This window comes from Luteimonas sp. Soil_C_5, from assembly GCF_057656615.1.
The window spans coordinates 471182-495602 of sequence record NZ_JBDGKA010000001.1; the positions used below are offsets into that span (position 1 = coordinate 471182).

The following is a 24421-nucleotide window of genomic DNA, read 5'->3' on the forward strand; positions in this document are numbered from 1 at the left end:
GAGACACCGCAATGCGCCTCAACATCGCCAGCCCCAGCGAACTGGTCAAGTCGATCGGCTTCGCGCACACCGCGGCCACCGTCGCGCGCACGCCGCTCGCGATCGGCGGCAAGCTGATGATCCCCGTCAACACGGCGGCGGCGAACGTGCACAACGCGTTCGTCTACGAGACGGAAGTCAACGACGCCACCGCCACCACGGAAGCGTGGGCCGTCAACGACCCGATCTATTACACCGCGGCCAACGGCGGCGCGCTGACCAAGACGGCAGCGGGCGGCACGTTCTTCGGCTACGCGTTGCAGCCCAAGCCGGCCGGTTTGCTGGTGAGTCCGCTCGTGTCGTTCAGCACCCACTTCACGCCGCCGGCCTGACCGGCGCGCGCACGCACCCTTTTTCCCGGAGATCGATATGTCCGCTGTCGCCAAGTTCCACGCGCTCGCGAGTCTTCCCACGCAGAGCGACCAGCAGCGCAAGGCACTCGCCGATGCGGTCAACCTCGAGCTGTCACTGGTTGGCATGTTCCTCGACATGGTCGGCGGCAAGGCCGCCAACGATGGCCGAGTCAAGCAGATCTCTGCCGCGCGTCCGGCCATGCCGAGCCTCGATGCAGTGAAGTCCGCGCTGCGGGTGAAGTACCCGACGGCCACCGACACCCCGCAGAGCAGCAACGTGGCGGCACGTATCGATCAGTGGTTCCACACCGGCCTCTCCGAGATCGATCTGGCGTGGACCAACCTGTTCCGCCTGGTGGATATGCGCGGTGGCAACCAGGACGCTTTCGAGATCTACACCGGCGAGTTCGGTGTGCAGTTCAAGCAGCGCGCCCCGGGCCAGAAGATCGAGATCGCGCGCGTGCCGTCCGAGACCGAGCTGCAGGTGAAGTACGTCGAGTACGGCGCCGGCGTGGGTATCCAGGACAACTGGCTGCGCTACAACAAGTGGTGGAGCGTCGAAGAGGTCACGCTGGGATTCAACACCCAGGCGTGGGATCAGAAGGCAAGGAACCACTACGCGCTGTTCACCAGCCTGGGTAGCGGCATCAACTTCCCGCACATCGCCGACGACACCTTCGGTACCGAAACCCTCAACGCCGCCGCGGCGTGGATCTACCGCGCGCAGCAGGGCAAGGGCACCGGCGTCAGTGCATCCACGCCGTTGTGGATCGTCACCAGCCCGGAGAAGCTCGGTTACGTCACGCGCATGCTGGAGGTCACCCGCGGCAGCCTGATTGTCGGCTTCCACGGTGGCGAGCCTTTGATCGCGCAGATCGCCGGCGTCATCTCGACCAGCCATGTCGCTCCGGACGATGCCGGCTACTACCTGGTTCTGCCGGGCCGCAAGAACGCGCGCGGCGTGTGGCAGGACTTGCAGACCGAGCAGAACCGAGACATCTACAAGAAGGCCGACGACATCGTGGGCACGGAGCAGTACAACGCGATCGTGGCTGACACGTCGCAGGTCCGCCGCGTTCTGTTCGGCTGACGGGACAGGCGGCCCCGCAAGGGGCCGCCGCAGCCATGGCGGCCAAGGCAACCATTCAGGACATCACCGACGCTGGTTTCCGCGAGGAGCAGTTCGGCACGCCTGGAGACCGGGACAACGACAGCTGGGTGGAGCCGGGCGGTTACCTCGACCGCCTGCTGGTCCGCGCGTCGGCGTGGGCGCTTGGCCGCTTCGGCGACGGCTACGCGGACGTGCCCACGCACTCCACGATCTTCGAACAGCTGCGCTCGGCGGAACTGTGCTGGGTGTCGTCGCAGCTGTGGAAGCGCCGCGCAGGATTCATCGACAGCAACGCGGTCACCAGTCGCGAAGACATGACCTACCTCAACCGTCGCGAGTACGAGGCCCAGGCCGAGCGCGCGATGGAGTGTGCGGAATCGCACATGTGCCTCGCGCTGGGCGATCGCACGCAGGGCAGTGCGGTGGTGATGACCCACGTGGTCAGCGGCCCGTTCCTCGGCATGCGGGGTGCGCAATGCGGATGACGATCAATGACGGTGGCCTGCGCCGCTGGGGCGCCGATGCCCGCACGCAGATCCCGGCCGCGCGCAAGGCGCTGCTGCGCATCCTCGCCACACGGCTGGAAGGCCACGCGATGGATCTGTCGAAGGGCGGCAGCGAACCCGGCGACTACCCGATTCCCGTGCGCAGCGGCAAGTTCCGCGGCGCGTTCGGCACCCGCGTCAGCGATCGCAGCGCTGCGGTGTTCAACGATTCGAACTACGCCCGCAAGATTCACGAGGGCATTCAGCCCTACGGCAATCCGCATGCCGCGCCCATCGCGCCGCGTCCGTACTTCAGCGATGCCTTCGAACGGCTGGACCTGGACGAAGCGCACGCGGTGTGGGAGCAGCAGTTCATCAATACCAACGGCTTCACCACGAGGCCCGGCCGATGAGCATCGCCGTCATCGCCGCGCTGGAAGCTGCGCTGCAGACCGATCCCGAATTCGTCGCCGACATCCGCGCGCTCGCACTGGGCCGCAAGGCGGACACGGTGCCCAAGGTGCTGGAAGGCAACCGGCCTTTCAGCCAGCTGGGGCAGGAGCACTACCCGTGCTGGCTGGTCGAGCCCGGCGATTCGCAGGGCGCCAGCGCAGCCAACGATGGCGGTGATCCCAGCGGCCTGGTGCTCAACAGCACGCAGCAGGACTGGCTGGACGAGATCGAACTGAGCGTCGTCTGGCACCAGCAGGATTTCGAACGCGCGCTCGCGCAACGCAAGGGCATCGTGCCCGCCGTCGTGCGCCTGCTGCTGCGCAACCCCGGCCTGGGCGAAGCGTCGCTGATCTACGTCGTCGGTGTCGCCAATGACCGCGGCTACCGCCACCCGACCCACGTGCAGACGCTGACGCTGCGCGCCCACACCACCATCCATCGGGACCCCGACTGATGACCAGCACACCCGCCAAGCCGCCGCGCGCCGCGCGCGCCGTTGCGCCCACCGATCAACGCCCTGACGCCGGGAACGTGATCGCCGCAGCGCCTGTCGATCCCACCGTGCGCGTCGTCCTGCCCATCGGCGCCCGTCCGGGCCTGCTGCGCCTGGGCGACTACGTGCCCGGCGTGGTCTACGCCGTCACCCCCGCATCCGCCGAACGCCTGACCGCGCGCGGCTTCCAGATCGCCGCCGACGTCACCGACACCGCCGACTCCGCCGTAGCGGACGGTGCCGGCGGCGGCACCGCTTCCCAGGAGAGCTGAGCATGGGCAAGAACGCCACCGGTGCGCTGACGCGCTTCACCGGTTTCACCCAGTCGGCGTTCGGCGCCGTGCCCGATCCCGCTGCCGGCGAGGTGCTGTACCTCACCGCGCTGAGCTTCGGCGGCGATCCCACGCTGGAGCCGGACCCCACGCTGGGCAGCGGCTACCGCGGCGAGCAGAAGGGCGACGAAGGCCGCTTCGATCCCACCGGTACCGCCACCGCGGTCATCGGCACCAGCATCGGCTTCTGGCTCAAGCACCTGATCGGCACCCCGGTGACCACCGGCGCCGCCGGCGCCTACACGCACACCTTCGCGGTGGGCGAGGGCGCGCAGGCCATTCCGCCCGCGCTGCTGATCGAGCGCGATTTCGGCAGTCGCATTGCCGGGCCTGGCCGCATCGCGCGTGACCAGGACATCCGCATCGGTTCGGCCGCGTTCGCGTTCACCACCGGCGGCCCGCACCAGACGGCGAACTTCAACCTGGTCGGTGCCACCAAGGTGGAGCTGCCGGACGAGCCGCTGGACGACACGCCCGAGGACTACGGCCACAAGGCCTTCACCCTGGCTGGTCTGGAGCTGGTGCTGGACAACGGCGACACGCAGGTCTGCGTCGAGACGCTGAACCTCAACTGGGACAACGACCTCGACACCGACCTGTTCTGCCTCAACAACGGCGGCCAGCGGCACGACCTGCCGGAAGGCCAGGTGCGCATCAGCGGTGACGGCGTGGCGCAGTTCGACACGGCCGCCCTGCTGGTCAAGGCGAAGGCTGACCAGTCGCTGGCGCTGCGCATCCGCTTCCGGCGTGGCACTGGCGCCGGCACCCTCGGCAACGAGGAGCTGACGCTCAACATCCCGCTCAGCGCCCTGGTCGCGCCCGTGCCCGGCGTCACCGGCCCGCGTGGCCTGAAGCAGAACTTCAACTTCCGCGCCTACCGCCCCGAGAACGGCGAAGTGGGCGTGACCGCGGTGCTCAAGTCGCCGCGCGCCATCATCTGACGGAGACGCCATGTTTCGATTCGCACACCTGGGCCGCGTGTGGTGGCCCGTGCAGCTGCCCTACGGCAGCGAGGACGGCGGCGAGCCGGTCACCGTCCACATGCTGTTCCAGCTGATGACCGACGTGGAGCTGGACGCGCGCGAGCAGGCGGCGCTGCAGCACTCGGTCGCCGGGCTTTTCCGGGACCAGGCGGTCACTGTGGATGACGCAGGCACCGTGACGCCGGTGCAGGTCGACGAGGCCGCACAGGTCCGCGCGCAAGCAGACGCAGTGGTCGCGCTGCTCGCGGCCACGCAGACGGCGAAGCTGGAATCCCGCGCCGACCTGCTGACCCGCATCACCGACTGGCGCGACGTGGTGGATGACCACGACCAGCCCGAGCCCTTCGCCCCCGGGAAACTGGAAGCCCTGCTGCAGCACCGGCCGTTCTTCGTCGCGGTGCGCGAGGCGCTGCTGACGGCGAGTCGGGACGGTGTCTCAAAAAACTCGTTGCCTGGGCCCGGTGGATTGCCGGCGCGGGTCCAGGCCTGACGAACGGGGAGCGGCTGTGGGACTTCGAGAACCTGCACGGCGATACGTTCACGTCGGAAGCCTGTCGGTCGTGTCCCTCGGTCTGCGACGACTGCCCGCAGCCGCGATTGTTGCCGCGCTCGCAGCGGCCAGCTGCGGCGTTCGCGGCCTGCATGACGCAGTGGTCGTATGCGCCGAGTGGGATACCTACGGGCCTTCGGTATGCCGACTGTGCGATCGCCCTCAAGCAGATTGGCCGAACCCATGGCATTGCCGCGTCCGACATGCCCGCCGTGTTCGCCGGGGTGCAGGTGATCGAGCGGGCCTTCGTAGCGGCGCACATCGAGTTGCAGGCGCAGGCGCGCCGGGATGAGTAGCCGCACCACCAGCTTCCGGGTGCAGTTCGAGGTCGACGGCGACGGCAAGATGCAGGCCGTCTTCGGCGATGTCGCGCAGCGCAGCGAGCAGGCGCGCAAGGCAGCGGAGGGCGTGGGCCGCGAGCTGCTGCAGGTTGCTGACCGCGTGGACAAGGCAGGCAGCCGAACGCGCCAGTACGCGCGCGATATCGCCGTGCTGGATGCCGCACAGAAGGCGGGGCTGATCAGCCAGAAGGAACACTCCAACCTGCTGAAGCAGGTCAAGGACGACCTCACCGCCACCGACTGGAAGCGCTACCAGGCCGGCGCCGCCGCCGCGGGTGCCGTCATCGGCACGGCGCTGGTGGGCGTGTTGGCCGTGACCATCCGCAACACCATCCAGGCGCAGCAGGAACTGGCGCAGCTGGACGCCATCCTGCAGTCCACCGGTGGCGCCGCGGGCTACAACCGCGAGCAGCTGCTGGGCATGGCCGAGGGCCTGGCCGCGGTCTCCACCTTCAGCGGTGGCGAGATCGTCGAAGCGCAGACGCGCCTGCTGTCGTACAGCGGCATCTTGGGCGAGAACATCCCGCGCGCCATGCAGTCGGTCATCGACCAGTCAGCGCGCCTCGGCATCAGCGTCACGCAGTCCGCAGAGACGATCGGCCGCGCACTCGAGTCGCCGGCCAAGGCCGCAGCGGCGCTGGCGCAGCAGGGCTTCGGCGCGGCGTTCACCACCGAGGTGCGCGCCACGATCGACGCACTGGTGGCTGCGGGTCGCGAGGCCGAAGCGCAGCGCATGATCCTCGACATCCTCGAGGAGTCGTACGGCGGCGCTGCACAGGCGGCGCGCGACACGTTCGGCGGTGCGATGACGGCGCTGAAGAACACGCTGACCGATCTGGTCACCGGCGGCGATGGCAGCCTGGAAGGCGCGCGGAACTCGGTCGAGGATCTGATCACCACGCTCAACTCGCCGGAAGCGCGCGCCGGCTTCCAGGCGATGGTCAGCGGTCTGCTGTGGAGCGTGGACGCCGCGGCGCAGTTGGCTTCCAAGCTCGACCTGGTGGTCAACCGCTACGAGGCCGTCGCGCTGGCGCGCGGCGCCATGACGGTGGGGCAGGCGACAGAGGGCGGCCTGGCGGCGCGCACGCGCATGCTGTCCGACCTGCTGCCCGATCTTGACAAGGCCGCGTCGGGCCGGTGGTCCAATCGCCCGCTGTCCGGCACCGCGCTGTCGAACGTGCGCGCCGTGCGTGGCGACCTGGGCGACAAGCTGACGGCGGGCGACCAGGCACGATTGATCCGCGAAGAACTGGCCGCAATCGGTGTCGAGCAGTCGATGCGCACCGCCGGCACCGCAGCACGCCCACGGGCCACCGCGTCCGCCGCGCGCACCGGAGCGGCGGGTGCGGCTGGCGGCGATCTGGTCAATCCGGATCTGCAGAAGCAGATCGACCAGGTGAAGGATCAGGCCGCCGCGCTGGGCCTGTCGCGCACTGCGCTGGCCGAGCTCAACCGCGAGAAGGCGCTGGCCGCGGCCACCAACGACACCGAGCGCGCCGCGATCAACGGCGCCTACGACGCGCTGGTCAAGCGCATCGGCGCCGACGAGTCCGCCACCAAGGGCGCGCAGGCTGCCAAGCGCGCCCGCGATGAGCAGCGCCGGTCGGAGGAGCAGCTGACGCAGCTGTTCGAACGCACCACCGCGACCTATCGCGAACAGATCGCGTTGCAGCACGACGCCACCGACGCGGCGCGCATCCGCTACTCGATCGAGAACGGCGCGCTGGCAGCGATGTCGGAGCCGCGCCAGCGCGAGATCCTGCAGCTGGCCGAAGCGCGCGACGCGCAGCAGCGCCTGGACGCCGCGCGCCGGGAAGGCCTCGCGCTCACCGAGTCGCTGTACAGCCCGCTCGAGCGCATGCGCGCCGCGCAGGACGAGTACACCGCCGCGCTGGCGCGTGGTTCGATCGACCAAGAGACCTGGAACCAGTTGATCGCGCGATCGCGCGAGGAACTGGACGCGGCGGAGGAAACTGCCCGCCGCAACTTCCCCAGCATGGGAATGCTGGTACGCGACTTCTCGGAAGGCGCGCAGATGCGCATGGGCGACGACCTGTTCGACGTCTTCAGCGGCAACGCCGATCGCATCCAGGACCGCTGGAAGTCACTGTTGCTGCAGATGGCGGCCGACCTGGTTGCCAGCAAGCTGATGGAGGGCTTCGGCAGCGCGGCGGGCGGCGGCGGGGGCGGCACCGGCTTCTGGGGTTCGCTGATCTCGTCATTTATGGGTGGTCGCGCCACCGGCGGCGGCGTGCGCCGCGACGGCCTCTACGAAGTGACCGAACAGGGCCGGCCCGAGTTGCTGCGGCAGGGCACCAAGACCTATCTGATGCCCGGTGCTGATGGCGTCGTGGTGCCTGCGCATGCAGCCGCGGCGGGCGGCGGTGCGATGGGCGGCTCGGCGCCCGCACAGATCCAGATCAACAACTACGGCAGCGATCGCGTCGAAGCGCGCGAGCAGACCAGCACGGGTGCCAACGGGGAACTGATGCGCAAGTACGTCATCGACATCGGCCGCGAGGCGCTGAACGGTGGTTCGTGGTCCAGCGATCTCAAGAATCGGTTCGACCTGCGGGAGCGCGTCTGATGCCCACGCTGCCGGCCGATGTGCAGATCCTCTTCCAGGGCTTCGGTGAGGCCTTCGATCCGTCGGTGGAGCGCACCGAGATGGAGCGAGGCAAGCCGAAGCATCGCGTGCTGAATTCCCAGGTGCTGATGCAGGTCAACGCGACGCTGCTGTTCACCAGCAAGGCATCGACCGCCGACTTCGAGGACTGGTACTTCGACACGATCAAGCGCATCGGCGAGTTCGATTTCGTGCATCCGCGTACCGGCGCGACGCATCGCGGCCGTTTCCGTGGCGGGGACATCGGCACGCTGACTCCACGCAACCCGCGCTACAGCCGCGCGACGCGTGACGTGGTGCTGGAGTACCTGCGGTGAGCACCTTCACCGAGCGTCGCCAGCGGGTGACCGATACGGCTGGCGAACTGCTTCTGCTGGAGATCAGCGCGCCGTCGATCCCCGAAACCCTGCGTCTCGTCAACGACACGCAGAACTGGACGAGCAACGGTGTCGAGTACATCGCATGCCCGTTCGGATTCAAGCTGCCCGCCGACACTCCCGGCCAGACGCCGCGCGCACAGCTGGTGATCGACAACGTGGGCCTGGGTATGACGCAGGACCTCGAGGCGCTGCAGCCGAACGAGTCGGTGATGTGCATCCTGCGCCTGACCGACCGGTCGAATCCCAACGTCTACGAGCGGACCTACCGCCTGCCGATGACCACCGTCTCGGCCGGCACCGGCCAGGTCACCGCGCAGCTGGGCGTCGACTTCCTGATGCGCCAGCAGGCCGTGCGCCTGCGCTACAACCCGCATACCGCGCCGGGGCTGTTCTGATGCGTCTCGCCGAGGTGGAGCGCTACACCGAGATCCCGTACTGCGAGGACACGCTGGACTGCGCCGACTTCGTGGTGCTGGTGCAGCGCGAGCTGTTCGGGCGCGATGTGCAGCTGCCGAACGGCCGTCCGCGGGGCACGCGCGGGCAGGTGGCGCTGGGGGAACTGTCCAAGCCCTACGGCGTGCGCACCGACGCCCCGCGCGATGGCGATCTGGTTCTCATGTCTGAGCACGGCCGCGCTGCACACGTCGGCATCTACTTCTGGTTGGCGCACGAGGCCTATGTGCTGCATTCCAACGAACGCACCGGCTGCAGCGTGCTGCACCGCGCGCGTGACCTGCCGGAATTTGGCGCCCCGATCGAAGGGTTCTACACATGGGTCTGATGGCATGCCCCGCCGGCCACGGCCAGCTGATCACCACGCCGCACCCGGTCACGCTGGAAGGGCAGACCAACATCGCGGCGGAACTGATCCCCGGCGAGACGCTGGGCGCGTTCCTGAGACGCTCGGTACCGGACTGGACCGGCGATGCGTGGGAGGTCCGCATCAATGGCGTGCTGGTCCCGGTCGAGGTGATGGACCGCGTGCGCCCGAAGGACCGCACGGTCATCGAGGTGCGCGGCGTGGTGCGCAAGCAGGCGCTCTACATCGTCGCGATGATCGCGCTGACCTACTTCACGATGGGCGCGGGCGCCGCATGGGCCGGCGCGCTGGGCGCAACCGGCATGGCGGCCACTGCCGTGTACGCTGCGGCGTTCGTCGCCGGCTCCGTGCTGATCAACAAGGTGCTGGGTCCGAAGCCGGCCAGTGCCACCGGCCAAGCGCAGCAGCAGACGGTCTACAACATCGGTGCCGGCCGCAATCAGGCGCGGCCATATCAGCCGCTCCCGCTGGTGTTCGGTCGCGTCAAGTTCGCGCCGGACATCATCAGCGCGCCCTACACCTGGTACGAGGGCGACGACCAGTACGTCGGCATGGTGCTGACGCCTGGACTCAACGTGCACCGCGTCGAGGAACTCTATCTGGGCGACGCACTTCTGTCGGCATTCCAGGGCGTGCGGGCCTACTACAGCGGCTTCTCCGGAATGCCCGAGCAGCCCATCCCGCTGTTCGGCGATGCCGATACCGTTCAGGGCGGCGAGCTCAACAAGAACCAGACCTGGGTGCAGCGCGCCACGCCGGCCCGCACGGTCCGTATCCAGATCAACCTCGAGTACTACCTCGGCGACCAGGACAGCAAGCAGCGCCCCTATCCAAATCGGGAAACGGTTGACGTGCAGTATCGACGCGTCGGCACGTCGACCTGGGCGACCCTGCTTTCGCGCACCTTCGTCAACAGCAGTTACGACCAGAAGCGCGCGACGCTGTCCCGCGATGTCGCGGAAGGGCAGTACGACGTACGTGTCCGCATCTGGGGCACAGCGATGGACGGCGGCGGGTCCAACGGTCGTGCGCAATTCCAGTGGTCGACGATGGTGGCCGTGCAGGCGGATACGGCCACCTACGCCGGCATTCCGCGCATTGCCGTCATCATGAAGGCGTCGGGCCAGTTGCAAAGCGCGCCGGACGAGATCCGCTGCGTGGCCGTTTCGAAACCGGTGCCCGTGTGGCGCAATGGCGCTTGGGTCACAGAGGAGACCAGCAACCCGGGCGCGAACATCCTGGCCTATGCACGCGGCATCACTGACCAGAACGGCGATCGGATCGGCGGCATCGGTCTGACGGATGACATGGCCGACATCGCGAGCCTGCAGGCGTTCATGCCGCATTGCGCTGCCAACGGCTTCGAGTACAACTTCGTCATCAAGGACGCGCGAAACCACGACGAGATGCTCAGCGCGCTCGCGGCGGCCGGCTTCGGCCAGGTGACATGGGCCAGCGGTCGGCTGTCGGTGGTCTGGGCCTCGGACGAGCAGCCGCTGTCCGGCGTGGTCAATATGGCCACGATCAAGAAGGGCGAGTTCCAGGTCGATTACACCCTGGCGAACGCCGCCGACGGCATCGAGTACAGCTACTACGACGCCGAGGACTGGTCGACGAAGACCATCCGCGTGCCGGCGCCGGGCGTGACCACGATGCTCAACCCGGCCACGCTGACGGGCGAGGGCGTCACCAGCGAGGCGCACGCGGCGATGCTGGCCCGCTGGCATCTGGCGCAGAGCCTGTACCAGTACAAGGACATCAGCTTCGCGACCGACATTGAGCACCTGAGCTACCAGCGCCTCTCGCTGCTGTCGCTCTCGCACGACCTCACGCAGTGGGGCTTCAGTGGTCGGCTGGTCGGTGCGTCCATCGTGGGCGGCGTGGTGTCGCTGGCGCTGGATGAGCCCGTGCCCGCGCCACCGCCGGGCGGCGCCTACATCGGCCTGCGCATTCCGGGTGAGCGCACCTACCGCGTGTTCCCGGTCCAGCCGTTCGCGGGCAGCAGCAGCACGCTGACGCTCGCCGGCGCCTGGCCGGCGGATGCGCCGCTGCCCGGCAACAGCGACGGCAACCCGGCGCACGACACCATCTGGTGCTACGACTTCAAGGCCACGCCGGGCTACCGCGTGCGCGTGGTCGCGATCGAGCCGGAGAGCGACCTCAAGGGCGCGCGCGTCGCCGTGGTGCCGGAGAGTCCGGAGTACTGGCACTACGTGCGCACGGGCCAGTACATCCCGGCGCCGAACGATAGCCTGCTGCAGACGCGGCCGATCGCCTCCAACCTGGTCATCTCCGAACGCCAGGTGCCGCAGGGGGACACGGTGTTCACCGAACTGGTCGCCACCTACGACATCACTGGCCCGGTCGGCGATGTCGTGGTGCAGATGTCGAACGAGAACGGCGAGCTGGAGGAAGTCGCCCGCACCACCACGCGCACCGCGGTCTGGCGTATCCCGCGCGCCGGCACCTACCAGATCGTTGTGCGTCCGTTCTCGCCGGACGGTCAGCCCGGCATCGCCGTCGCCACGATCTACAGCACCATCGGCGCCGACGCGCCGCCTGTGCTGGTCGATCTGTTCGACGTCCAGGAGCGCAGCGGCGGCGTGCGCCTCTATACCTGGGGCTGGCTGACGGGCACCACGCAGTCGGCGGATTTCGCGGGCGTCGAGATTCGCTACATGCCTGGCGCCGAGCCTAATCCGAACTGGGCAGCTATGACGCCGGTCGGTGAAGACGGCTATCACACGGCGCCGTTCGAAGCGGTCATCCCCGAGTCCGGCCAATGGACGTTCGCTGCGCGATCGCGCAACACCAGCGGCACGCTGTCGATCAGCATGCGGGTGGTCACCAAGGCGCTGGGCAAGAACCTCGGCGAGCAGATCGGGGACATCAACGATGAGACCGACATCCTGCGCGGTGAGCTAGCGCAGGAGATCATCGACCGGTTTAACGCCAACGCGGCGCTTGCGGCTGCTGCGGCTCAGGACGCAACGGACAAGGCCAACGCTGCTCGGGATGCGGCGTTCGACGCGGTGAACGCGTTGGCCGCCGAGGTTGCCGAGATTGCCGGCGCGCCGGAGTGGACAGCTGACTTCGAGTTCAAGGCTGGCTTCCTGGCCAAGGAGGACGGGCAGCTCTACCGGGCGCTCGTCGACAGCACGGGCCTGCGGCCCAGCGAGAACCCGGCGGCGTGGGAGCTGCTGGGCCAGTACTCGAGCGTCGCCGATGTCGCGGCGGCCGCGCTGCAGCTGGCGCAGACGAATGCATCGGACATCGCGGCGGAAGCGCAGCGGCTGGACGTGCTCTACGCCCGCATGCCGGTCGGTGCTGGAGAACTCGCCACGGCGGATGCGCTCGATCTCACGATCGCGCGGATCGAGAACAACGAAGGCGACATCTCCGCGCTCGCGCAGCGCACGGGCGTGGTCGAGGCGACGCTGCCGGATCTGGCGACGCAATCGAGCATCACGAACCTGCAGCAGGCTCTGGCCTCGGCCGAGCAGCAGTTCGCGGCAGACATCACCACGGTGGAGGGAACCGCCGGTGATGCCCAGGGAGCGGCACTCCAAGCATTGCAGGTTGCGAACGGCCAGGCTTCAGCAATCACGCAGGTTCGCCAGCAGCAGGGCGGCAGCGGCAACCTCTTGCCGAACGCTGATTTCGGTCGCGGTCTGGAAGGTGTGGGCTTGTTCTTCAACCCTTCGGGTGCGAACAGCTATCCGATCGTTCTTCAAGCCTCTGCAGGCTACCCGCAGACCGTTCTCGGTGTTCAGACGACCAGCGCGCCTACTAACCCCGGCAGCACGATTTGGTATCGCATTGCCACGGTTCTAGGCATCGAAGCCGGCAAGCGGTACGCCGCGAGTGTGCGATATGGTGGTTCACGTTCCGCATTCGTCGGCCTCCGCTTCGTCAACGCGTCTGGCGGGATGCTCTCCGAGCATTACGGCAACACTACTGCAGGGGCGACAGGTTCCACGCTATCGCCCGCCAACTACGGCACGAGCGCCACCGGTCCGCTCGTGGCACCGCTCGGGTCAGCACGGATTGACGTCATCGTTGTCATGACGGCGAATTTGAATGGCGACTTCGGCATCTTCGTTCGGCCGCAGCTTGAAGAGTTCCGCGAAGATCAAGCCGTCATGTCGCCTTGGTCGGTTGGTGCCGCAGGGCTTTCGCAGGTCACTCAGGTGTTGCAAGCCGGACTGAACACGAAAGCCGGGATGTACTTCGACGTCAACGGGCTCATTTCCGGCTGGGAGTCGAACAACAACGGTGTGACATCCGATTTCAATATCAATGTCAACACGTTCCGACTCACCAGCCCCACCGGGGGGGCGCGAGCGGAGTTCAGCAACGGACACCATCGTGTGTACTACGCCAACGGTGTCCTCGCTGTCCGCATGGGTGTGTGGCCGTAATGGGCGCCGGTATTGAGGTATTCCGTGAAGATGGAACATTACTGTTCGATGCGACGTCGCGCCTCTACCGCGTGTTAAGCGTTGCAAATGCAGGCAGCGGCGGAAGCTTCACCCACCCAGAGCTGCTGCGTTCGACCGCTGCGCTTGCGGTTGCTCCGTCCGACCCAGGCAAGGTCAGGCCCACATTCACTGTATCGGGTGACACCCTGACGTGGGGGTTTTCCGGAAGCAGCGGTGAGGGCGGACCTGACACGGATGCCCTCCTCTACGTGATGGCGTACTGACGTGGGCGTCGGGCTCGAAGTGATCAATGCACACGGCACGATCCAGATCAGCGCGGATTCCGTTTCGCTAGGCTGCATTGGACGTTACAACCCCAGCAGCTACATTTCGAACGGCTTCTATTTCGACATCGGCTTGCAGCACGAGATCCCGATGGTCGCCGTCAGCTCAGGCCCATGGTGCTCGCAGTCTTACATGCAAAACACAGGTGCATCCCGGCGCCTTTATTTCAACACGTCTGTCGGTTCGCCCATCGCGATGCCTGAGCGCGCGGTCTACATGTTCGACCGGATTTCGCCTACTGGCGGGAAGGCCGGTCTGCAGGTCTTCGACAGAAACGGGCGCCTGTGTTTCGACGCAACGCAGCTTCCCGGCCGTATCGTCGAAGTCCTAACCGGAGGGCAGGGGATTCTCACACTCACGCCCGGCCGCAAGTACGCCGTAGCCACGGCCAGTGCGCGGAACCGGGGAGTGTTCGGCGTTGAGGATGGCCTGTTGTTCTCGACGTACTACCAATCCCAGTTTCGTGTTGATGGGCACGTTATCCACTACGACTCGGATCGCCAGATTGCGGCCAACTCGGTCCCATACCCCGGTTCCACGCCGGCCAACTACTCCAACGGCTCACCTATCTACCTGGTCCTCGATGTGACCGGCTACTTTCCATGAGAGGCAACGCATGTTTGAGACTCCAAGGCGAGAGGATCTCGGTCCCGGCTACCATCGTGAGCTGAAATGTCGCCGCATGGTCAGTCTGTTCATACCGAACGAAGACGGCAGTGATTCGACGACTGGCTCTATCGAATGGCATACCGAGTGGTGGTACTACCTCAACGGATCACGCGTTGGCGGCACTGTCGTGGGGCCCATCATGACGCGGTCGTTCGCAGCGCTTCTTCAAGAGCAGGTCGGGACCATGCAGGCCGTGCAGGCCGGCGAAGTGCCGGTCTACGGCATCGACATGCTGCTGCAGAACAAAGGACTGTTCGAGCGGGTCGCCGATGAGGACCTTGCGCCGCGGGCTGCCCCCGGCTCGCCGATGGCGCCTATGGGCGTTTCGTGAAGTGTTCACTGCTTCAGCGCTGACCACATTGGCGCGCCTGAAGATTCGGGGCTCGTTGATTAGAAGAGGCGCTCTTCCATTCTGTGGGGCAGCGCAAGTTTCACCGGCACTCTCACGGCTATGTTCGTGCTGCGGCAAGCCGCCGCCAAGAACGCAAGGGAGAATGCAGTTATGAAGCACGCTATCGCAGCAGTAATCGCAGTTGCAGCCCTGTCTCTGGCTCCAAAGATCGCCAGCGCCCAGTCCATCAGCATCGCGTGTGAAGCAAGTAACTTCTGCTTCTCCGACGCATCGGGCGTCTCGTACGACACGATCTCTTGGTCGGCGAACACCTTTCAGACCAACGCAATTTTCCCCGCTAACTGCACCAACCAGGAATTTTGCCGTTTCTACTGTCCCACTCGCGAGGGCTGGATCAGCATGACGGTGAACTACAGCATCGGCGGGCAGGTCGTTGGGTCTGCGTCCTCACAGGTGCGCTGCACAGCGCAGGACATCTAGCAGTTGTGGTAGCGGCATGGCCCGCTCGTTGTGCAGAGCGGGTCGTGCCACTTTCGCCGGGTGTGCTGTGAGGAAAACCTGACATTCACCACAGGTATGGCCCTACTGACACTTGTCGTGATGGCCCTACGATTGTCGTACAGCACGTGCGCGCGCCGCAGCCCTACACCTCCTAGGGATGTCGCTTCGGACGCCGGTTTACGCCCAGCGCACGTGCTGCCTTCTTCAAGCCTGCGGAGAATGCGGCGAGGCTATTCCTCCATCGGATCGTCTAGTTGCCGAGGCGGCACGCGGATCTTCGGGTCGTAACCGAAATGCGCAATCAGGTCGGCGACGATCGACACTTCGTCGCGGAAGTCTGGAGGCAAATCTGGCGACGCGAGCAGCGTGTTGAAGGGCAACGCCGCCGTCGCATATTCGCGCTGGAAATCGCGGTAGGTCTTCCCGGCCCGGTTGTAGGCGGTGATCCAGCCTGTGAGGTCCATGGCCAGGCGATGCAGCTCGGCGCGCCGACGATATGCCGTCACGAGGTCGCGGGCAGTGTTCTCGCTCGTTGTTGCGCTGCTGCGGGGGATGCGCGATGAAGGTGCAGGAAGACGTACGAAGCCGTGCGCGTCCGCCATGGTGAACAGGCGGTCGAATGCAGCCTCCACCAGTGCGTCATCGCCGGGCCGCACCATCGCCTCGATGGCGTTTTCGCGCTCTACCCAGTACGACCAGAATTCTTCGTGGGACGGATCGGTAGTGAGGAACAGCGCGAGCTCGCGTTCCCAGCATTCGAAGCGGTGAGTCAGATTCATCGCACAACGTTTACAGGCAATTGAGGTCTGCTGCAGTAGAAATAAAAGCGATGACGTTGGAACCGATGAGGGGCGGGTGGGAATTCTAGAGCGGATCGAGGCCGAGATTATGGAGATGCACGCCGCCGGAACAAAGCCGCGTCGAATACTGGTGCCCGTAGCGAAGTCGGACGAGTTGCGCGAAGGCCTGATGCGATCACGCCGTGGGCGAATGGACGATCAAGCGCCGATCCATATCCTCGGCATCCCGTATTTCATAGAAGGCGACACGTTCACCATCGAATGCGATTGACGCCCGCACGCGTCTACAGCGGCGGAGGGATCTGGATCAGTTCGTCGAGAGCGCGCGCCGGCGATTGGCAATTCGGATCGAACCCTCGGAGCAGTGCGATATCGTGGATCATCGTCGCGTTCTGCAGCACGCGTTTCGGCAATCCGTCACGTTTCAAAAAGGCGTCGAACTGAGCGGAAGCGATTGCCTGCGCGTCCCAGAATTGCCGGTATGTTTTTCCATGCGGGTCGAAATTCCAAGTCCAGTCCGCTAGGGTTTCCCCCAGCCTGCGTCCCTCCGCTAGCAACTCGGGTTCTGACATATCGCCGGTCGGCGGCGAATCGGAATAGAGACGCTCAAGATAGGCCCGTTGGTCGGCCGGCGAGTGATCCTGCGTCAGATCCTGCTCGTGGCGATACAGGCCGGCTGAATCGGCATCTGATGCCACCATGTTGAATCGGTCTCGCACGAGCGCCGCATGTTCGCCGCCGGCGTCCGCGTAGGCCAGCATGCCCCCCACAATGTGCTCAAGCTCTGCATTGAACTCGCGGAAGCTACGGGTGCGATCGAAGGTGCGCACCATCAGCTCGAATCGGTGCGTGACCTCGTAGATTTCGTCGGGAGTCATGCCGCCTCCCGATGCTCGTAGAACGGGTGCCGCTTGTCGTCGAAGATCGCGTACAGCGCGGCGAGGTTGCCTGGGTCCGGGTTGAGCCAGGCGTCGAGATGCTCGGGCCGGATGTTGATGATCGTGCGGTCGTGGCCGGCCGCGGCCACCTCGGGCTCCGGCTCGTCGGTGATCGCGGCGAACGACAGCAAGTCCGGCTCCACGCCCTTCGGGTCCACCCAGTGCGACCACAGGCACGCAATCAGCATCGGCTCACCGGTGCGCGGCACGAACTCGAGCACGCGGTTGCGGCCGTCGACACCTTCGACGTTCTCGTAGAACCGGTCGGCGATCATGATTCCGTGGGTGTAGCCGAACTGGCGCCGCCAGAAACCCTCCAGGCTGTCGCGCCGGGCGTTGTACGTGCCGGGCCGCTCGATGTCGAACTTCGGCGGCAGCCCCGCCGGCCTGCACTGGTAGCGCATGGGCTTCACCACGCGCTGGCCGTTCTCCACGACCATCACCGGGCAGTAGATGCCGGGGTAGATGCGCGAGTCCTCGGGCAACATCGCAGTGCGCTTCAGCATGTCCATGCGCTTCCGGGCCTGCGCAACCTTGTTCCCGCCGATACGCACGTCGTCGCGGGCCTTCTTCGTTTCCTTGGTGAGCAGCTTCCGCTCGGCGTCAGCCACGCGCTTGCGCTGGGCGAACATCTCCTGCTCCAGCTGCGCGATCGCCTCCGTGTCCGCGGCCCGCAGCGTCGCCTGCAGGTCGGGCGTGCCGATCTCCATCAGCTCCCGGATCATCGCGCGCGGCGCCTTGGCGATCGGGTTCAGGCCGCGATCCCACCAGAACGTCTTTACGTAGGCGTTGAGGTCCATCACCACATTGGGGAATGCCCGTTTGAAGTCCTTGAACTCGGCATGGACCTGGGCGGAATAGCACATTGGGGACACTCCGGCGGGGGCGACACTGCGGACGCTAAGCCTCGGTGGTGGCTGTCGCAGTGAATGAGACCGTGCGCCGTACGATCCGCCGCATGCGCTGGACCAAGATCGAGAACCACCCGGAACGCCACCCCACCGTGCTGACATTGGAGGGCGTGGCCGTCGCGCGCCTGATCGACCGCATCGACGGCACCTGGTTCGTGCTGCTGGACTACCACCTGGCGCCGGAACGACACCGCCGGCGCGACTGCACCAGCTTCGAGGCGGGCAGGACCGGGGCGGAAATCTGGGCCCGTCGCCATATCGCGCGTCTGTTGCATGAGGCCGCCGAGCGCCGCGCCCGCTGGCAGGTCCTGCGAACGCCATCGCCCGAAGAGCGCGCCACTCGGCCGCCGCACGTCGAGCAACCGTACCCGCCGCATCCGGGCCGGCCACGGTCCAGGCGCCGCGACAACCGCTGAGGGCGGCCGTCAGCACAGGGGGCGACGCCAGCAGGGTGGGGCGCTGCAATGCCCGCATCTTCCGTTGGATGCGGCGATGTCGATCTCCCAGGTGCAGCAGATGCTCGTCGACGCCGGGTTCGACCCGGGCAAGGTCGACGGCGTATGGGGCCACGCCACGCGTACAGCGCTGGCCGCCGCGCTAAATCTGGCGCGCGGCGTGCGGCCGGTCCCGCCGGTCTCCGATGCGCTGCGCAATGCCATAGCCGTAGACCGCATCCTCGGTGACGGCCTGCAGCTGCTGGCCCCGACCATCCGTGACACCGAGGAAGCGCGCGTCCTGCTGATCGCCTACAGCGGGCAGGAAGCCGACTTCACGCACCGCTGGCAGGTGTTCGACCGCGCCCGCCCCGACGCCATGGGCGCCGCGCGTGGCCTGTGGCAGTTCGAACGCGGCGGCGGCGTGCGCGGAGTCCTCACCCACGCCAGCACGCGCACGCTGGCCGCCCAGGTCTGTCGCATGCGCGGCCTGCCGGCGACGATCGATGCCGTCTACAGCGCGCTGCACCGCGACGACATCTTGGCCGCCGCATTCGCGCGCCTGAATCTGTGGTGGCACCCCAAGCCGCTGCCCGCCATCGGCAACGTCGAGGCGGCGTGGAAGCTCTACGTCGACGTCTGGCGCCCCGGCGCCTACTGGAACGGCAACACCGCCCAGCGCGAAGGCCTGCGGCGCAAGTTCGATCGCTACTACGCCATCGCCCTCGAAGCCCGGAAGGCCGCATGACCCCCGCGCCCATCGGCGAGTCCGAAACGGCGGTCGCACTGGCGGTCACCGCCAACGCCGTGGCCGCCGATCCCACGGCCATGCTGCTGTGGCAGCACCTGGACGTGGGCGCGCCGGTCAACGTCATCTTCTGGGTGATCGTGGGCGCCGGCGCCGGCGTGTGGAACAAGCGCATCAAGCACAAGGGCAACCTGGCCGGCGCGTTCTTCGCCTCGTTCGCGCTGACCATCGGCGTGATCGTCGGCATCCCCTACGTCAGCGGGTGGCAGTGGGATAACGCCGGCCTGCAGGCCGCCATGGGCCTGCTGCTGGCCTTCACCTCGCAGAACTGGGGGCCGCGCTTCCTGCGCGCCGTCGACAAGGGCAGCGTGCGGGATGTCCGCGGGCTGCTGGCCGACTGGATCAGCCCGTCGCACCGGAGAGATACCGATGATCCTTGATGACCTGCCGACCCTCCTGGGCGTGCCGGCACTGTGGTCGTATCTGACCATCCCGGCCCTGTCGGTGATCTGGACCACCGCGCTGTTCGGCCTCAACGACGTGCGTGCCCAACCGATGGCGAACGTCTGCACGCGTGCGGGCGTCGCCGAGTTCGGGCTGGGCCTGTCGTTCTTCCTGATGTTCGTGTTCTCCACGCTGATGCTGATCGCCTGCCTGATGGGCGCGCAGCTCTACACCTGGCGCGGCGCCGGGCTGATGTGTGGCATCGCCGGCGTCTTCGCGTTCGTCGGCCTGTTCGCCCCGTGGCGCCTGTGGATCAGGACGCTGGCCGTGCGCAGCCAGCTCGCGCTGCTGGACCGCGCGTGAGCCCGGCCGAGGACTTCGGCCACCGGGTCACCGTGGAGACCCAGCGCGCCGCGCAGCAGGCCGCGCTGATCATCAAGAGGCACTTCGACATGCAGGCATTCCCGAAGGTCGACCAGCACGGCACCAGCCGAATCGGATGGAATCACCCGTTCGAGAAACGGCCCATGCCGCCCAACGTGGCCGACCTGCTGTTGCGCAGCAGCCTGCAGCAGGCCCGCACCGTCCTGCAGGAGCGCGTACTCACCGCGCTGGCGAAGGGCGAGATCGGCACCCTGCGCCTGGCCGCGCTTTACGCGCTGGCCGAGACCATCGGACCGGAACGCGTGCGCGACATGCCCGAGCTGTGGGCCGCGCTCGAGGCGGGCCGCTGGGCGGACGTCGGCGTCCACGTCATCAACTGCAACTGGACCGGCCTGGTCGGCAGCAGCGACAGCCACAAGCAGATGTTCTCCTGGCTGCTGGTGGCGCTGACCACCGGCACCGAGCCGCAGGGCCAGCCATCTTGAACGCGGTGCTGGGCTGGGTGGTCGCCGGCGCGCTGGTGCTGGCCGGCGCGGCCGGCGGCATCGGCTACTGGGCGGGGCAGGGCGCCGAGCGCACCCGCTGCCAGCGCGACACCGCCACCGCCGCCATCGCGCCGGCGCAGAAACTCGCCAAGCGCGATGCCGCGATCGATGCCATCGGCGACGACACCGCCACCCAGCGCGCCACCGGCGCCTACGCCATCACGAGCCGAAGCCATGAAGTCATCGAACGCATCCGCACTGTCGAAGTGCCTGGCGATTGCACTGCTGTGCCTGACGACATCGTGCGCGAGCACACGGCCACCCGCGCCCACGTCAACGCCCAGATCCGAGGCGGCGTGCGACCCGCCGCCGCTGGCCCCGGTACCGCCGGTTCCGGCGACGCACCCTGAGTACAGCGCGTGGGTGGAAGGGCTGCTGTGGCTTTACGGTCTCGCGGCTCTCCATGATCGGGTGAGCATGGAGTGCCGGGAACGAGTGAGGGCGGAGAACCTCACTCCATCCATGTCGCGAGAAGCAGGTAGTACCCCGCGAGCGAGACAATGATCTGAGCGGAAGATAGCCAGAGCGCTTTGAAGTACTGCTTTGTGGCACGACGAGACTTTCTGTAACGAGATGGAAGCTGACCAGACTGGCGCTTGCGAATGCGGAGCCACATCCACTTGACGTGTGCCTGTCTAATCGACCGTCGAACAAGCTTCAGTGAGATATCGCCCCTGACGTCCAATTCGTTCATGAAAGTATCGAAAGCGCGCTCCGCTTTGACGGTTGATCCTATCCACCGCACGTAAGCGCCGATCAAAATGGCTGTAAAAAAAAGCGCAACTGCCATACGAACTATCGATGGATCGACGACCTCGGCAATGCTGCCGATGTTGGAAACCATCAGCCCGAGAGTTGCTCCTAACGCGACTGTCACCCACTGGCTGAACTCCGCCACCCGAATAGCGTCCTGCTGATACCTCTCCGCGATGGCATCGCTCGCGGCTTTCTGTGCCGCCATCACAGAAGGAGCCTCAGGCCATTCTCGGGTTGAGACCTCCGCCGACTCTTTGCGAATCCGCCATCTATAGAAGCGCGATAGCATCAGTAGCACTCAGATTTCGGCATGGACGGCAGGCGCTCACATCGCCAACGCCACCGCGCCAGATTGGTGTAGGTGTTCTGCCGATACGCCGCGATCTCACTATCGACCTGCGCATCCGTCATCGGCAACGCACGCGGCGCCGCGGCGGCGCTGTCCCAGAAGTGCACGAAGCAATGCGTCTTGCCGGCGCAGATCGACGCAACGGCCTGGTGGAACTGCGCTTGGCTGTCGTGCGGCGGCTCGACGACCACGAAGTTCATGTCGCCTTGGCCACCAACGCGCGTCCAGCGGTTCGGCTCGGCACGTTCTGCTGACGTCGGGGCCTGGGCTGCCGCCTTTTCAGTCGCGGCGTCTGCCAACGGTGCCGGCGTGACCACCCGATAGCAGCCATAGCCGATCAGCACCATGATCAAACCACCGATCAGGATGCCGAAACTCGACGGCGAATGTGTCGACCGGGGCGTGGCCGTTGGCGCGGCTGGCGCAGCCGCAACAGTGCGCGGCACACCGCAGTGCGGACACGCCGGTGCGCGGTCGCTGATCGCGCGGCCGCATTCTTCGCATTTCGTCAGTGCCATGCCTCCTCCTTGGCCTTGGCGCCTACCACAAGGTCGTTCAGCCGGTCAGAAAGAAATCGGGTCGAGCGAAGGGCCAGCGTTCGGATTAATCGACAACCGGAAGCGCTTTTCCTCGCCCTCGGCCAGGCGCACCGAAGTCTCGCGTCGCACACGCTCCGCGCCCAAGCCGCACAAGCCCCGACCCCGAGGCAGTACGCCCACTAGGTGCTCGCCTGCCGGCAGGAACAGTGAAACGCGCTCTCCCGTCTCTAGATGCGCAGCATCCTTGCCGCCGACCGTTATTGCCGCAGCGCATCCACCACCGCTCATGCCCACATCGCGTAGGACCACGATTTTGCCGCCGCCGTTTATGGCCTCGCGATGCAGGAACTGACGCTCTGCTGGGACGTCGACGGACTGCGCCAACGAAACGGGCTTTGTCATGCAACCGGTCAATGCAACAACTGCGATCAAACCGACCATCGGAAGAACTTTCATGGTGCCCCCATCCATGTTGCGCGCACCGAGTGCGCAGGTGCCACCAGGCGTCAGCCCAGCAGCTTCAATAACGCCGTTCGCTTCCCGGCATCCAACGACCGCCACAACCGCAGCAGCCGCGTCTCCTCTGGGGAGATCACCGCCTTGCTGTCCGGCTTGTAGTCTGGCCGCTGACCTTCCGCGATCGCCTTGGCCTGTTGCGCGAGCCGGGCGGCGGCGGCATCGCCGCAGATCAGCTCGTCCAGGCTGATTTCCAGGGCCGCACGCAGGCGCGGCAGCTTGTCGAAGCCGGGCTTCTCGCGGTTCGTTTCCCACGCGGAGACCGCAGACTTCGTGACCTCGATCTCGTCGGCGATCACGTCCTGCGTCTTGCCGAGCGCCTTGCGCGCAGCCCGCATTCGATCGCCAAAGGTGTTCATGGCGAAAGTCTGGCACCCCTGTACTTCCGACGTGTACGGCAATGCTTGACAGTTGAAGTACAGCAATGCTGTACTTGGTCCATGGACACCGTACAGACCTCCCTGATCCGCGTCGCCCGCCTCAAGAAAGGCCTCACCCAGCGCCAGCTGGGTGACCGCCTTGGCGTCACCGTGGCATCTGTTTCCGGGTGGGAGCAGGGCGACGCGCTGCCCGACAGCCGCAAGCTCGCTGGGCTGACCGCAGCCCTGCGTCCCCATTTCAAGCTGACCGCCTACCTGCAGCAGATCGCCACCGAAGCAGGGCAGGCCGCCTGATGCGCGCCCTCGGCTACATCCGCGTCAGCACGGCGGAGCAGGCGGCCACCGGCCACAGCCTTCAGCAGCAGCGCGAGCGCATTGCCGCGTGGTGCGTGGCGAAGGACATGACGCTGGTCGATCTGGTGATCGACGAAGGCGTCAGCGCCGGCAAGCCGCTGGCGAAGCGGAAGGGTGGGGCGGTGCTGCTCGATCGCATGCGCGCCGACGTCGCCGACGTGGTGGTGGCCGTCTCCCTGGACCGCCTGTTCCGCGACACGCAGGACGGGCTGAACACCCTGATTGGCCTCGACGGCCAGCCCGGCATGCGCATGCAGTCGGTCACCGAGATGCTGGACAGCACCACGGCGATGGGCCGTTTCATCCTCACCGTATGGCTGGGCCGCGCGCAGCTGGAACGCGAGCAGAGTTGCGAACGCACCCTTGCCATCAGCCGTGGCCTGCGCGCCGCCGGCAAGCCGAACGGCAACACGCCCTATGGCTGTGTCGTGCGCGACGGCCAGATGTATCGCTGCCCGCAGTTGTGGCCGCAGCGCGAACGCATCGTCGATTTCGCCCAGCGCGGGATGAGCCTGCAGACCATCGTCGACGCGCTGTGCGCCGACGCCATCGTCGCCCCGAAGGGCGGCGCCGTTTGGACACGCAAGGCGGTGAGCAGGGTGGTGGGTTCGCATGACGGACTCAAGCATCTGCCGCCGCTCCCCGCCGCACCAGAACCGCCGGTTTCGGAGGCGGCGGACGCATGAACACTCTCGATGGCAACACCCGCGACGTCGTCGCCAACCTCTGCGCCCGCATCGGCCTCGCCGCACGCCCGCACATGCCGGCCGAACACATGGCGCGCTGCAGCCACCTGCATGCCGAGATCGGTGCGCTGGCCGACGCCCGCGCCTGCGCCACCGCCGGCGACGCATCCACCATCTACGCCCGTATCGACGGCCTCATCGACGAACGCCAGGCCGCGCTGCAGCAGTTGCAGCAGGGCGGTGGGCTTTGAACGTCACCTGGTCGGTGCTGACGCCGCGCCTCGGGCAATCCCCGGCATCGCCGGCTTCGGTTCGGGCGGCGCTCAGGGCTGAGACCGCGCCGCCGAAGGCGCCTCTCGAATTCGACCTGACGCCCGCAGACC

General features: G+C 66.6%; 35 protein-coding genes. 28 read left to right on the forward strand and 7 right to left on the reverse strand.

The features are described from left to right. The first annotated feature begins 11 nt into the window (after positions 1 to 11). The 18 genes from AC3A5K_RS02280 to AC3A5K_RS02365 all read left to right on the forward strand — a co-directional run bounded on the left by AC3A5K_RS02280 (position 12) and on the right by AC3A5K_RS02365 (position 15233). Positions 12 to 371 carry a DUF2190 family protein gene (locus AC3A5K_RS02280; protein ID WP_487615886.1) on the forward strand — a complete coding sequence of 120 codons (360 nt, stop codon included), beginning with the start codon at positions 12 to 14 and terminating at the stop codon, positions 369 to 371. Positions 372 to 408: 37 nt separating this feature from the next. Next, positions 409 to 1482 carry a hypothetical protein gene (locus AC3A5K_RS02285; RefSeq protein WP_487615887.1) on the forward strand — a complete coding sequence of 358 codons (1074 nt, stop codon included), beginning with the start codon at positions 409 to 411 and terminating at the stop codon, positions 1480 to 1482. Positions 1483 to 1517: 35 nt separating this feature from the next. After that, the gene (locus tag AC3A5K_RS02290; RefSeq protein WP_487615888.1) at positions 1518 to 1988 is read left to right on the forward strand and encodes a hypothetical protein; all 471 of its coding nucleotides are present in this window, start codon (positions 1518 to 1520) and stop codon (positions 1986 to 1988) included. Next, positions 1985 to 2401 carry a hypothetical protein gene (locus tag AC3A5K_RS02295; RefSeq protein ID WP_487615889.1) on the forward strand — a complete coding sequence of 139 codons (417 nt, stop codon included), beginning with the start codon at positions 1985 to 1987 and terminating at the stop codon, positions 2399 to 2401. Before AC3A5K_RS02290 ends, AC3A5K_RS02295 begins: the two co-directional genes overlap by 4 nt. Further along, on the forward strand, positions 2398 to 2895 hold the full coding sequence (locus tag AC3A5K_RS02300) for a hypothetical protein (RefSeq protein ID WP_487615890.1): 498 nt from the start codon (positions 2398 to 2400) through the stop codon (positions 2893 to 2895). Before AC3A5K_RS02295 ends, AC3A5K_RS02300 begins: the two co-directional genes overlap by 4 nt. Beyond that, on the forward strand, positions 2895 to 3206 hold the full coding sequence (locus tag AC3A5K_RS02305) for a hypothetical protein (RefSeq protein ID WP_487615891.1): 312 nt from the start codon (positions 2895 to 2897) through the stop codon (positions 3204 to 3206). Before AC3A5K_RS02300 ends, AC3A5K_RS02305 begins: the two co-directional genes overlap by 1 nt. A 2-nt stretch (positions 3207 to 3208) precedes the next feature. Further along, the gene (locus tag AC3A5K_RS02310; protein WP_487615892.1) at positions 3209 to 4207 is read left to right on the forward strand and encodes a phage tail tube protein; all 999 of its coding nucleotides are present in this window, start codon (positions 3209 to 3211) and stop codon (positions 4205 to 4207) included. Between the two features lie 10 nt (positions 4208 to 4217). Then, positions 4218 to 4739 carry a hypothetical protein gene (locus AC3A5K_RS02315; RefSeq protein WP_487615893.1) on the forward strand — a complete coding sequence of 174 codons (522 nt, stop codon included), beginning with the start codon at positions 4218 to 4220 and terminating at the stop codon, positions 4737 to 4739. Positions 4740 to 4891: 152 nt separating this feature from the next. Then, positions 4892 to 5095, forward strand: a complete 204-nt coding sequence (locus AC3A5K_RS02320; RefSeq protein ID WP_487615894.1) for a hypothetical protein — start codon at positions 4892 to 4894, stop codon at positions 5093 to 5095. Beyond that, entirely contained in the window at positions 5088 to 7727 is a 2640-nt protein-coding gene (locus AC3A5K_RS02325; protein WP_487615895.1) for a phage tail length tape measure family protein, read from the forward strand. Before AC3A5K_RS02320 ends, AC3A5K_RS02325 begins: the two co-directional genes overlap by 8 nt. Then, complete coding sequence (locus tag AC3A5K_RS02330) at positions 7727 to 8083, forward strand: hypothetical protein (RefSeq protein WP_487615896.1); 357 nt, start codon at positions 7727 to 7729, stop codon at positions 8081 to 8083. The genes AC3A5K_RS02325 and AC3A5K_RS02330 overlap by 1 nt, the downstream gene beginning before the upstream one ends. Beyond that, entirely contained in the window at positions 8080 to 8541 is a 462-nt protein-coding gene (locus AC3A5K_RS02335; RefSeq protein WP_487615897.1) for a DUF1833 family protein, read from the forward strand. The genes AC3A5K_RS02330 and AC3A5K_RS02335 overlap by 4 nt, the downstream gene beginning before the upstream one ends. Further along, positions 8541 to 8927, forward strand: coding sequence for an NlpC/P60 family protein (locus AC3A5K_RS02340; RefSeq protein WP_487615898.1), 387 nt, complete (start codon positions 8541 to 8543; stop codon positions 8925 to 8927). Before AC3A5K_RS02335 ends, AC3A5K_RS02340 begins: the two co-directional genes overlap by 1 nt. Then, complete coding sequence (locus tag AC3A5K_RS02345; RefSeq protein ID WP_487615899.1) at positions 8918 to 13387, forward strand: host specificity factor TipJ family phage tail protein; 4470 nt, start codon at positions 8918 to 8920, stop codon at positions 13385 to 13387. The genes AC3A5K_RS02340 and AC3A5K_RS02345 overlap by 10 nt, the downstream gene beginning before the upstream one ends. Continuing rightward, positions 13387 to 13671: a hypothetical protein gene (locus AC3A5K_RS02350; RefSeq protein ID WP_487615900.1), complete on the forward strand. Its 285-nt coding sequence runs from the start codon at positions 13387 to 13389 to the stop codon at positions 13669 to 13671. Before AC3A5K_RS02345 ends, AC3A5K_RS02350 begins: the two co-directional genes overlap by 1 nt. 1 nt (position 13672) lies before the next feature. Then, positions 13673 to 14338 carry a hypothetical protein gene (locus tag AC3A5K_RS02355; RefSeq protein ID WP_487615901.1) on the forward strand — a complete coding sequence of 222 codons (666 nt, stop codon included), beginning with the start codon at positions 13673 to 13675 and terminating at the stop codon, positions 14336 to 14338. Between the two features lie 10 nt (positions 14339 to 14348). After that, a complete protein-coding gene (locus AC3A5K_RS02360; protein WP_487615902.1) occupies positions 14349 to 14732 on the forward strand; it encodes a hypothetical protein in 384 nt (127 codons plus the stop codon). Positions 14733 to 14903: 171 nt separating this feature from the next. Then, on the forward strand, positions 14904 to 15233 hold the full coding sequence (locus AC3A5K_RS02365; protein ID WP_487615903.1) for a hypothetical protein: 330 nt from the start codon (positions 14904 to 14906) through the stop codon (positions 15231 to 15233). Between the two features lie 251 nt (positions 15234 to 15484). Here AC3A5K_RS02365 and AC3A5K_RS02370 read toward each other — a convergent pair whose 3' ends face one another. Next, the gene (locus tag AC3A5K_RS02370; RefSeq protein WP_487615904.1) at positions 15485 to 16033 is read right to left on the reverse strand and encodes a hypothetical protein; all 549 of its coding nucleotides are present in this window, start codon (positions 16031 to 16033) and stop codon (positions 15485 to 15487) included. Positions 16034 to 16142: 109 nt separating this feature from the next. Between AC3A5K_RS02370 and AC3A5K_RS02375 the strand changes: the two genes are divergently transcribed. Further along, entirely contained in the window at positions 16143 to 16325 is a 183-nt protein-coding gene (locus tag AC3A5K_RS02375) for a hypothetical protein (protein ID WP_487615905.1), read from the forward strand. 13 nt (positions 16326 to 16338) lie between these two features. Here AC3A5K_RS02375 and AC3A5K_RS02380 read toward each other — a convergent pair whose 3' ends face one another. Both AC3A5K_RS02380 and AC3A5K_RS02385 read right to left on the reverse strand, forming a co-directional pair. Then, positions 16339 to 16932, reverse strand: a complete 594-nt coding sequence (locus AC3A5K_RS02380; RefSeq protein ID WP_487615906.1) for a hypothetical protein — start codon at positions 16930 to 16932, stop codon at positions 16339 to 16341. Beyond that, entirely contained in the window at positions 16929 to 17858 is a 930-nt protein-coding gene (locus tag AC3A5K_RS02385; RefSeq protein WP_487615907.1) for an SOS response-associated peptidase family protein, read from the reverse strand. The genes AC3A5K_RS02380 and AC3A5K_RS02385 overlap by 4 nt, the downstream gene beginning before the upstream one ends. A 92-nt stretch (positions 17859 to 17950) precedes the next feature. Between AC3A5K_RS02385 and AC3A5K_RS02390 the strand changes: the two genes are divergently transcribed. The 6 genes from AC3A5K_RS02390 (at position 17951) to AC3A5K_RS02415 (ending at position 20808) form a co-directional block, all read left to right on the forward strand. Continuing rightward, on the forward strand, positions 17951 to 18319 hold the full coding sequence (locus AC3A5K_RS02390) for a hypothetical protein (RefSeq protein ID WP_487615908.1): 369 nt from the start codon (positions 17951 to 17953) through the stop codon (positions 18317 to 18319). A 76-nt stretch (positions 18320 to 18395) separates the two neighbouring features. Continuing rightward, complete coding sequence (locus tag AC3A5K_RS02395) at positions 18396 to 19085, forward strand: hypothetical protein (RefSeq protein ID WP_487615909.1); 690 nt, start codon at positions 18396 to 18398, stop codon at positions 19083 to 19085. Next, entirely contained in the window at positions 19082 to 19525 is a 444-nt protein-coding gene (locus AC3A5K_RS02400) for a hypothetical protein (RefSeq protein ID WP_487615910.1), read from the forward strand. Before AC3A5K_RS02395 ends, AC3A5K_RS02400 begins: the two co-directional genes overlap by 4 nt. Further along, complete coding sequence (locus AC3A5K_RS02405; RefSeq protein ID WP_487615911.1) at positions 19515 to 19892, forward strand: holin; 378 nt, start codon at positions 19515 to 19517, stop codon at positions 19890 to 19892. The genes AC3A5K_RS02400 and AC3A5K_RS02405 overlap by 11 nt, the downstream gene beginning before the upstream one ends. Next, a complete protein-coding gene (locus AC3A5K_RS02410; RefSeq protein ID WP_487615912.1) occupies positions 19889 to 20398 on the forward strand; it encodes a hypothetical protein in 510 nt (169 codons plus the stop codon). The genes AC3A5K_RS02405 and AC3A5K_RS02410 overlap by 4 nt, the downstream gene beginning before the upstream one ends. Further along, entirely contained in the window at positions 20395 to 20808 is a 414-nt protein-coding gene (locus AC3A5K_RS02415) for a hypothetical protein (protein WP_487615913.1), read from the forward strand. Before AC3A5K_RS02410 ends, AC3A5K_RS02415 begins: the two co-directional genes overlap by 4 nt. 101 nt (positions 20809 to 20909) lie before the next feature. On the opposite strand, the gene AC3A5K_RS02420 is transcribed toward AC3A5K_RS02415, so the two are convergent. From AC3A5K_RS02420 to AC3A5K_RS02435, 4 genes are all read right to left on the reverse strand, one after another. Further along, positions 20910 to 21419: a hypothetical protein gene (locus tag AC3A5K_RS02420; RefSeq protein WP_487615914.1), complete on the reverse strand. Its 510-nt coding sequence runs from the start codon at positions 21417 to 21419 to the stop codon at positions 20910 to 20912. A gap of 83 nt (positions 21420 to 21502) precedes the next feature. Next, the gene (locus tag AC3A5K_RS02425) at positions 21503 to 21910 is read right to left on the reverse strand and encodes a hypothetical protein (protein WP_487615915.1); all 408 of its coding nucleotides are present in this window, start codon (positions 21908 to 21910) and stop codon (positions 21503 to 21505) included. A gap of 216 nt (positions 21911 to 22126) precedes the next feature. Further along, positions 22127 to 22558, reverse strand: a complete 432-nt coding sequence (locus AC3A5K_RS02430; RefSeq protein WP_487615916.1) for a hypothetical protein — start codon at positions 22556 to 22558, stop codon at positions 22127 to 22129. A 50-nt stretch (positions 22559 to 22608) separates the two neighbouring features. Then, positions 22609 to 22977, reverse strand: coding sequence for a helix-turn-helix domain-containing protein (locus AC3A5K_RS02435; protein WP_487615917.1), 369 nt, complete (start codon positions 22975 to 22977; stop codon positions 22609 to 22611). 81 nt (positions 22978 to 23058) lie between these two features. On the opposite strand from AC3A5K_RS02435, the gene AC3A5K_RS02440 reads away from it, so the two are divergent. Genes AC3A5K_RS02440 through AC3A5K_RS02450 form a run of 3 tightly spaced genes read left to right on the forward strand, consistent with a single transcriptional unit; the run spans position 23059 to position 24289 of the window. Then, on the forward strand, positions 23059 to 23292 hold the full coding sequence (locus AC3A5K_RS02440) for a helix-turn-helix domain-containing protein (RefSeq protein ID WP_487615918.1): 234 nt from the start codon (positions 23059 to 23061) through the stop codon (positions 23290 to 23292). Then, positions 23292 to 24038, forward strand: coding sequence for a recombinase family protein (locus AC3A5K_RS02445; protein WP_487615919.1), 747 nt, complete (start codon positions 23292 to 23294; stop codon positions 24036 to 24038). Before AC3A5K_RS02440 ends, AC3A5K_RS02445 begins: the two co-directional genes overlap by 1 nt. Next, the gene (locus AC3A5K_RS02450) at positions 24035 to 24289 is read left to right on the forward strand and encodes a hypothetical protein (protein ID WP_487615920.1); all 255 of its coding nucleotides are present in this window, start codon (positions 24035 to 24037) and stop codon (positions 24287 to 24289) included. Before AC3A5K_RS02445 ends, AC3A5K_RS02450 begins: the two co-directional genes overlap by 4 nt. Positions 24290 to 24421: the final 132 nt, after the last annotated feature.

Bases quoted from the DNA above. Each gene is read 5' to 3' on its own strand.
- AC3A5K_RS02280 (WP_487615886.1), top strand. From the start codon at position 12: ATGCGCCTCAACATCGCCAGCCCCAGCGAACTGGTCAAGTCGATCGGC.
- AC3A5K_RS02285 (WP_487615887.1), top strand. From the start codon at position 409: ATGTCCGCTGTCGCCAAGTTCCACGCGCTCGCGAGTCTTCCCACGCAG.
- AC3A5K_RS02290 (WP_487615888.1), top strand. From the start codon at position 1,518: ATGGCGGCCAAGGCAACCATTCAGGACATCACCGACGCTGGTTTCCGC.
- AC3A5K_RS02295 (WP_487615889.1), top strand. From the start codon at position 1,985: ATGACGATCAATGACGGTGGCCTGCGCCGCTGGGGCGCCGATGCCCGC.
- AC3A5K_RS02300 (WP_487615890.1), top strand. From the start codon at position 2,398: ATGAGCATCGCCGTCATCGCCGCGCTGGAAGCTGCGCTGCAGACCGAT.
- AC3A5K_RS02305 (WP_487615891.1), top strand. From the start codon at position 2,895: ATGACCAGCACACCCGCCAAGCCGCCGCGCGCCGCGCGCGCCGTTGCG.
- AC3A5K_RS02310 (WP_487615892.1), top strand. From the start codon at position 3,209: ATGGGCAAGAACGCCACCGGTGCGCTGACGCGCTTCACCGGTTTCACC.
- AC3A5K_RS02315 (WP_487615893.1), top strand. From the start codon at position 4,218: ATGTTTCGATTCGCACACCTGGGCCGCGTGTGGTGGCCCGTGCAGCTG.
- AC3A5K_RS02320 (WP_487615894.1), top strand. From the start codon at position 4,892: ATGACGCAGTGGTCGTATGCGCCGAGTGGGATACCTACGGGCCTTCGG.
- AC3A5K_RS02325 (WP_487615895.1), top strand. From the start codon at position 5,088: ATGAGTAGCCGCACCACCAGCTTCCGGGTGCAGTTCGAGGTCGACGGC.
- AC3A5K_RS02330 (WP_487615896.1), top strand. From the start codon at position 7,727: ATGCCCACGCTGCCGGCCGATGTGCAGATCCTCTTCCAGGGCTTCGGT.
- AC3A5K_RS02340 (WP_487615898.1), top strand. From the start codon at position 8,541: ATGCGTCTCGCCGAGGTGGAGCGCTACACCGAGATCCCGTACTGCGAG.
- AC3A5K_RS02345 (WP_487615899.1), top strand. From the start codon at position 8,918: ATGGGTCTGATGGCATGCCCCGCCGGCCACGGCCAGCTGATCACCACG.
- AC3A5K_RS02350 (WP_487615900.1), top strand. From the start codon at position 13,387: ATGGGCGCCGGTATTGAGGTATTCCGTGAAGATGGAACATTACTGTTC.
- AC3A5K_RS02360 (WP_487615902.1), top strand. From the start codon at position 14,349: ATGTTTGAGACTCCAAGGCGAGAGGATCTCGGTCCCGGCTACCATCGT.
- AC3A5K_RS02365 (WP_487615903.1), top strand. From the start codon at position 14,904: ATGAAGCACGCTATCGCAGCAGTAATCGCAGTTGCAGCCCTGTCTCTG.
- AC3A5K_RS02370 (WP_487615904.1), bottom strand. From the start codon at position 16,033: ATGAATCTGACTCACCGCTTCGAATGCTGGGAACGCGAGCTCGCGCTG.
- AC3A5K_RS02375 (WP_487615905.1), top strand. From the start codon at position 16,143: ATGGAGATGCACGCCGCCGGAACAAAGCCGCGTCGAATACTGGTGCCC.
- AC3A5K_RS02380 (WP_487615906.1), bottom strand. From the start codon at position 16,932: ATGACTCCCGACGAAATCTACGAGGTCACGCACCGATTCGAGCTGATG.
- AC3A5K_RS02385 (WP_487615907.1), bottom strand. From the start codon at position 17,858: ATGTGCTATTCCGCCCAGGTCCATGCCGAGTTCAAGGACTTCAAACGG.
- AC3A5K_RS02390 (WP_487615908.1), top strand. From the start codon at position 17,951: ATGCGCTGGACCAAGATCGAGAACCACCCGGAACGCCACCCCACCGTG.
- AC3A5K_RS02395 (WP_487615909.1), top strand. From the start codon at position 18,396: ATGTCGATCTCCCAGGTGCAGCAGATGCTCGTCGACGCCGGGTTCGAC.
- AC3A5K_RS02400 (WP_487615910.1), top strand. From the start codon at position 19,082: ATGACCCCCGCGCCCATCGGCGAGTCCGAAACGGCGGTCGCACTGGCG.
- AC3A5K_RS02405 (WP_487615911.1), top strand. From the start codon at position 19,515: ATGATCCTTGATGACCTGCCGACCCTCCTGGGCGTGCCGGCACTGTGG.
- AC3A5K_RS02420 (WP_487615914.1), bottom strand. From the start codon at position 21,419: ATGGCGGCACAGAAAGCCGCGAGCGATGCCATCGCGGAGAGGTATCAG.
- AC3A5K_RS02425 (WP_487615915.1), bottom strand. From the start codon at position 21,910: ATGGTGCTGATCGGCTATGGCTGCTATCGGGTGGTCACGCCGGCACCG.
- AC3A5K_RS02430 (WP_487615916.1), bottom strand. From the start codon at position 22,558: ATGAAAGTTCTTCCGATGGTCGGTTTGATCGCAGTTGTTGCATTGACC.
- AC3A5K_RS02435 (WP_487615917.1), bottom strand. From the start codon at position 22,977: ATGAACACCTTTGGCGATCGAATGCGGGCTGCGCGCAAGGCGCTCGGC.
- AC3A5K_RS02440 (WP_487615918.1), top strand. From the start codon at position 23,059: ATGGACACCGTACAGACCTCCCTGATCCGCGTCGCCCGCCTCAAGAAA.
- AC3A5K_RS02445 (WP_487615919.1), top strand. From the start codon at position 23,292: ATGCGCGCCCTCGGCTACATCCGCGTCAGCACGGCGGAGCAGGCGGCC.
- AC3A5K_RS02450 (WP_487615920.1), top strand. From the start codon at position 24,035: ATGAACACTCTCGATGGCAACACCCGCGACGTCGTCGCCAACCTCTGC.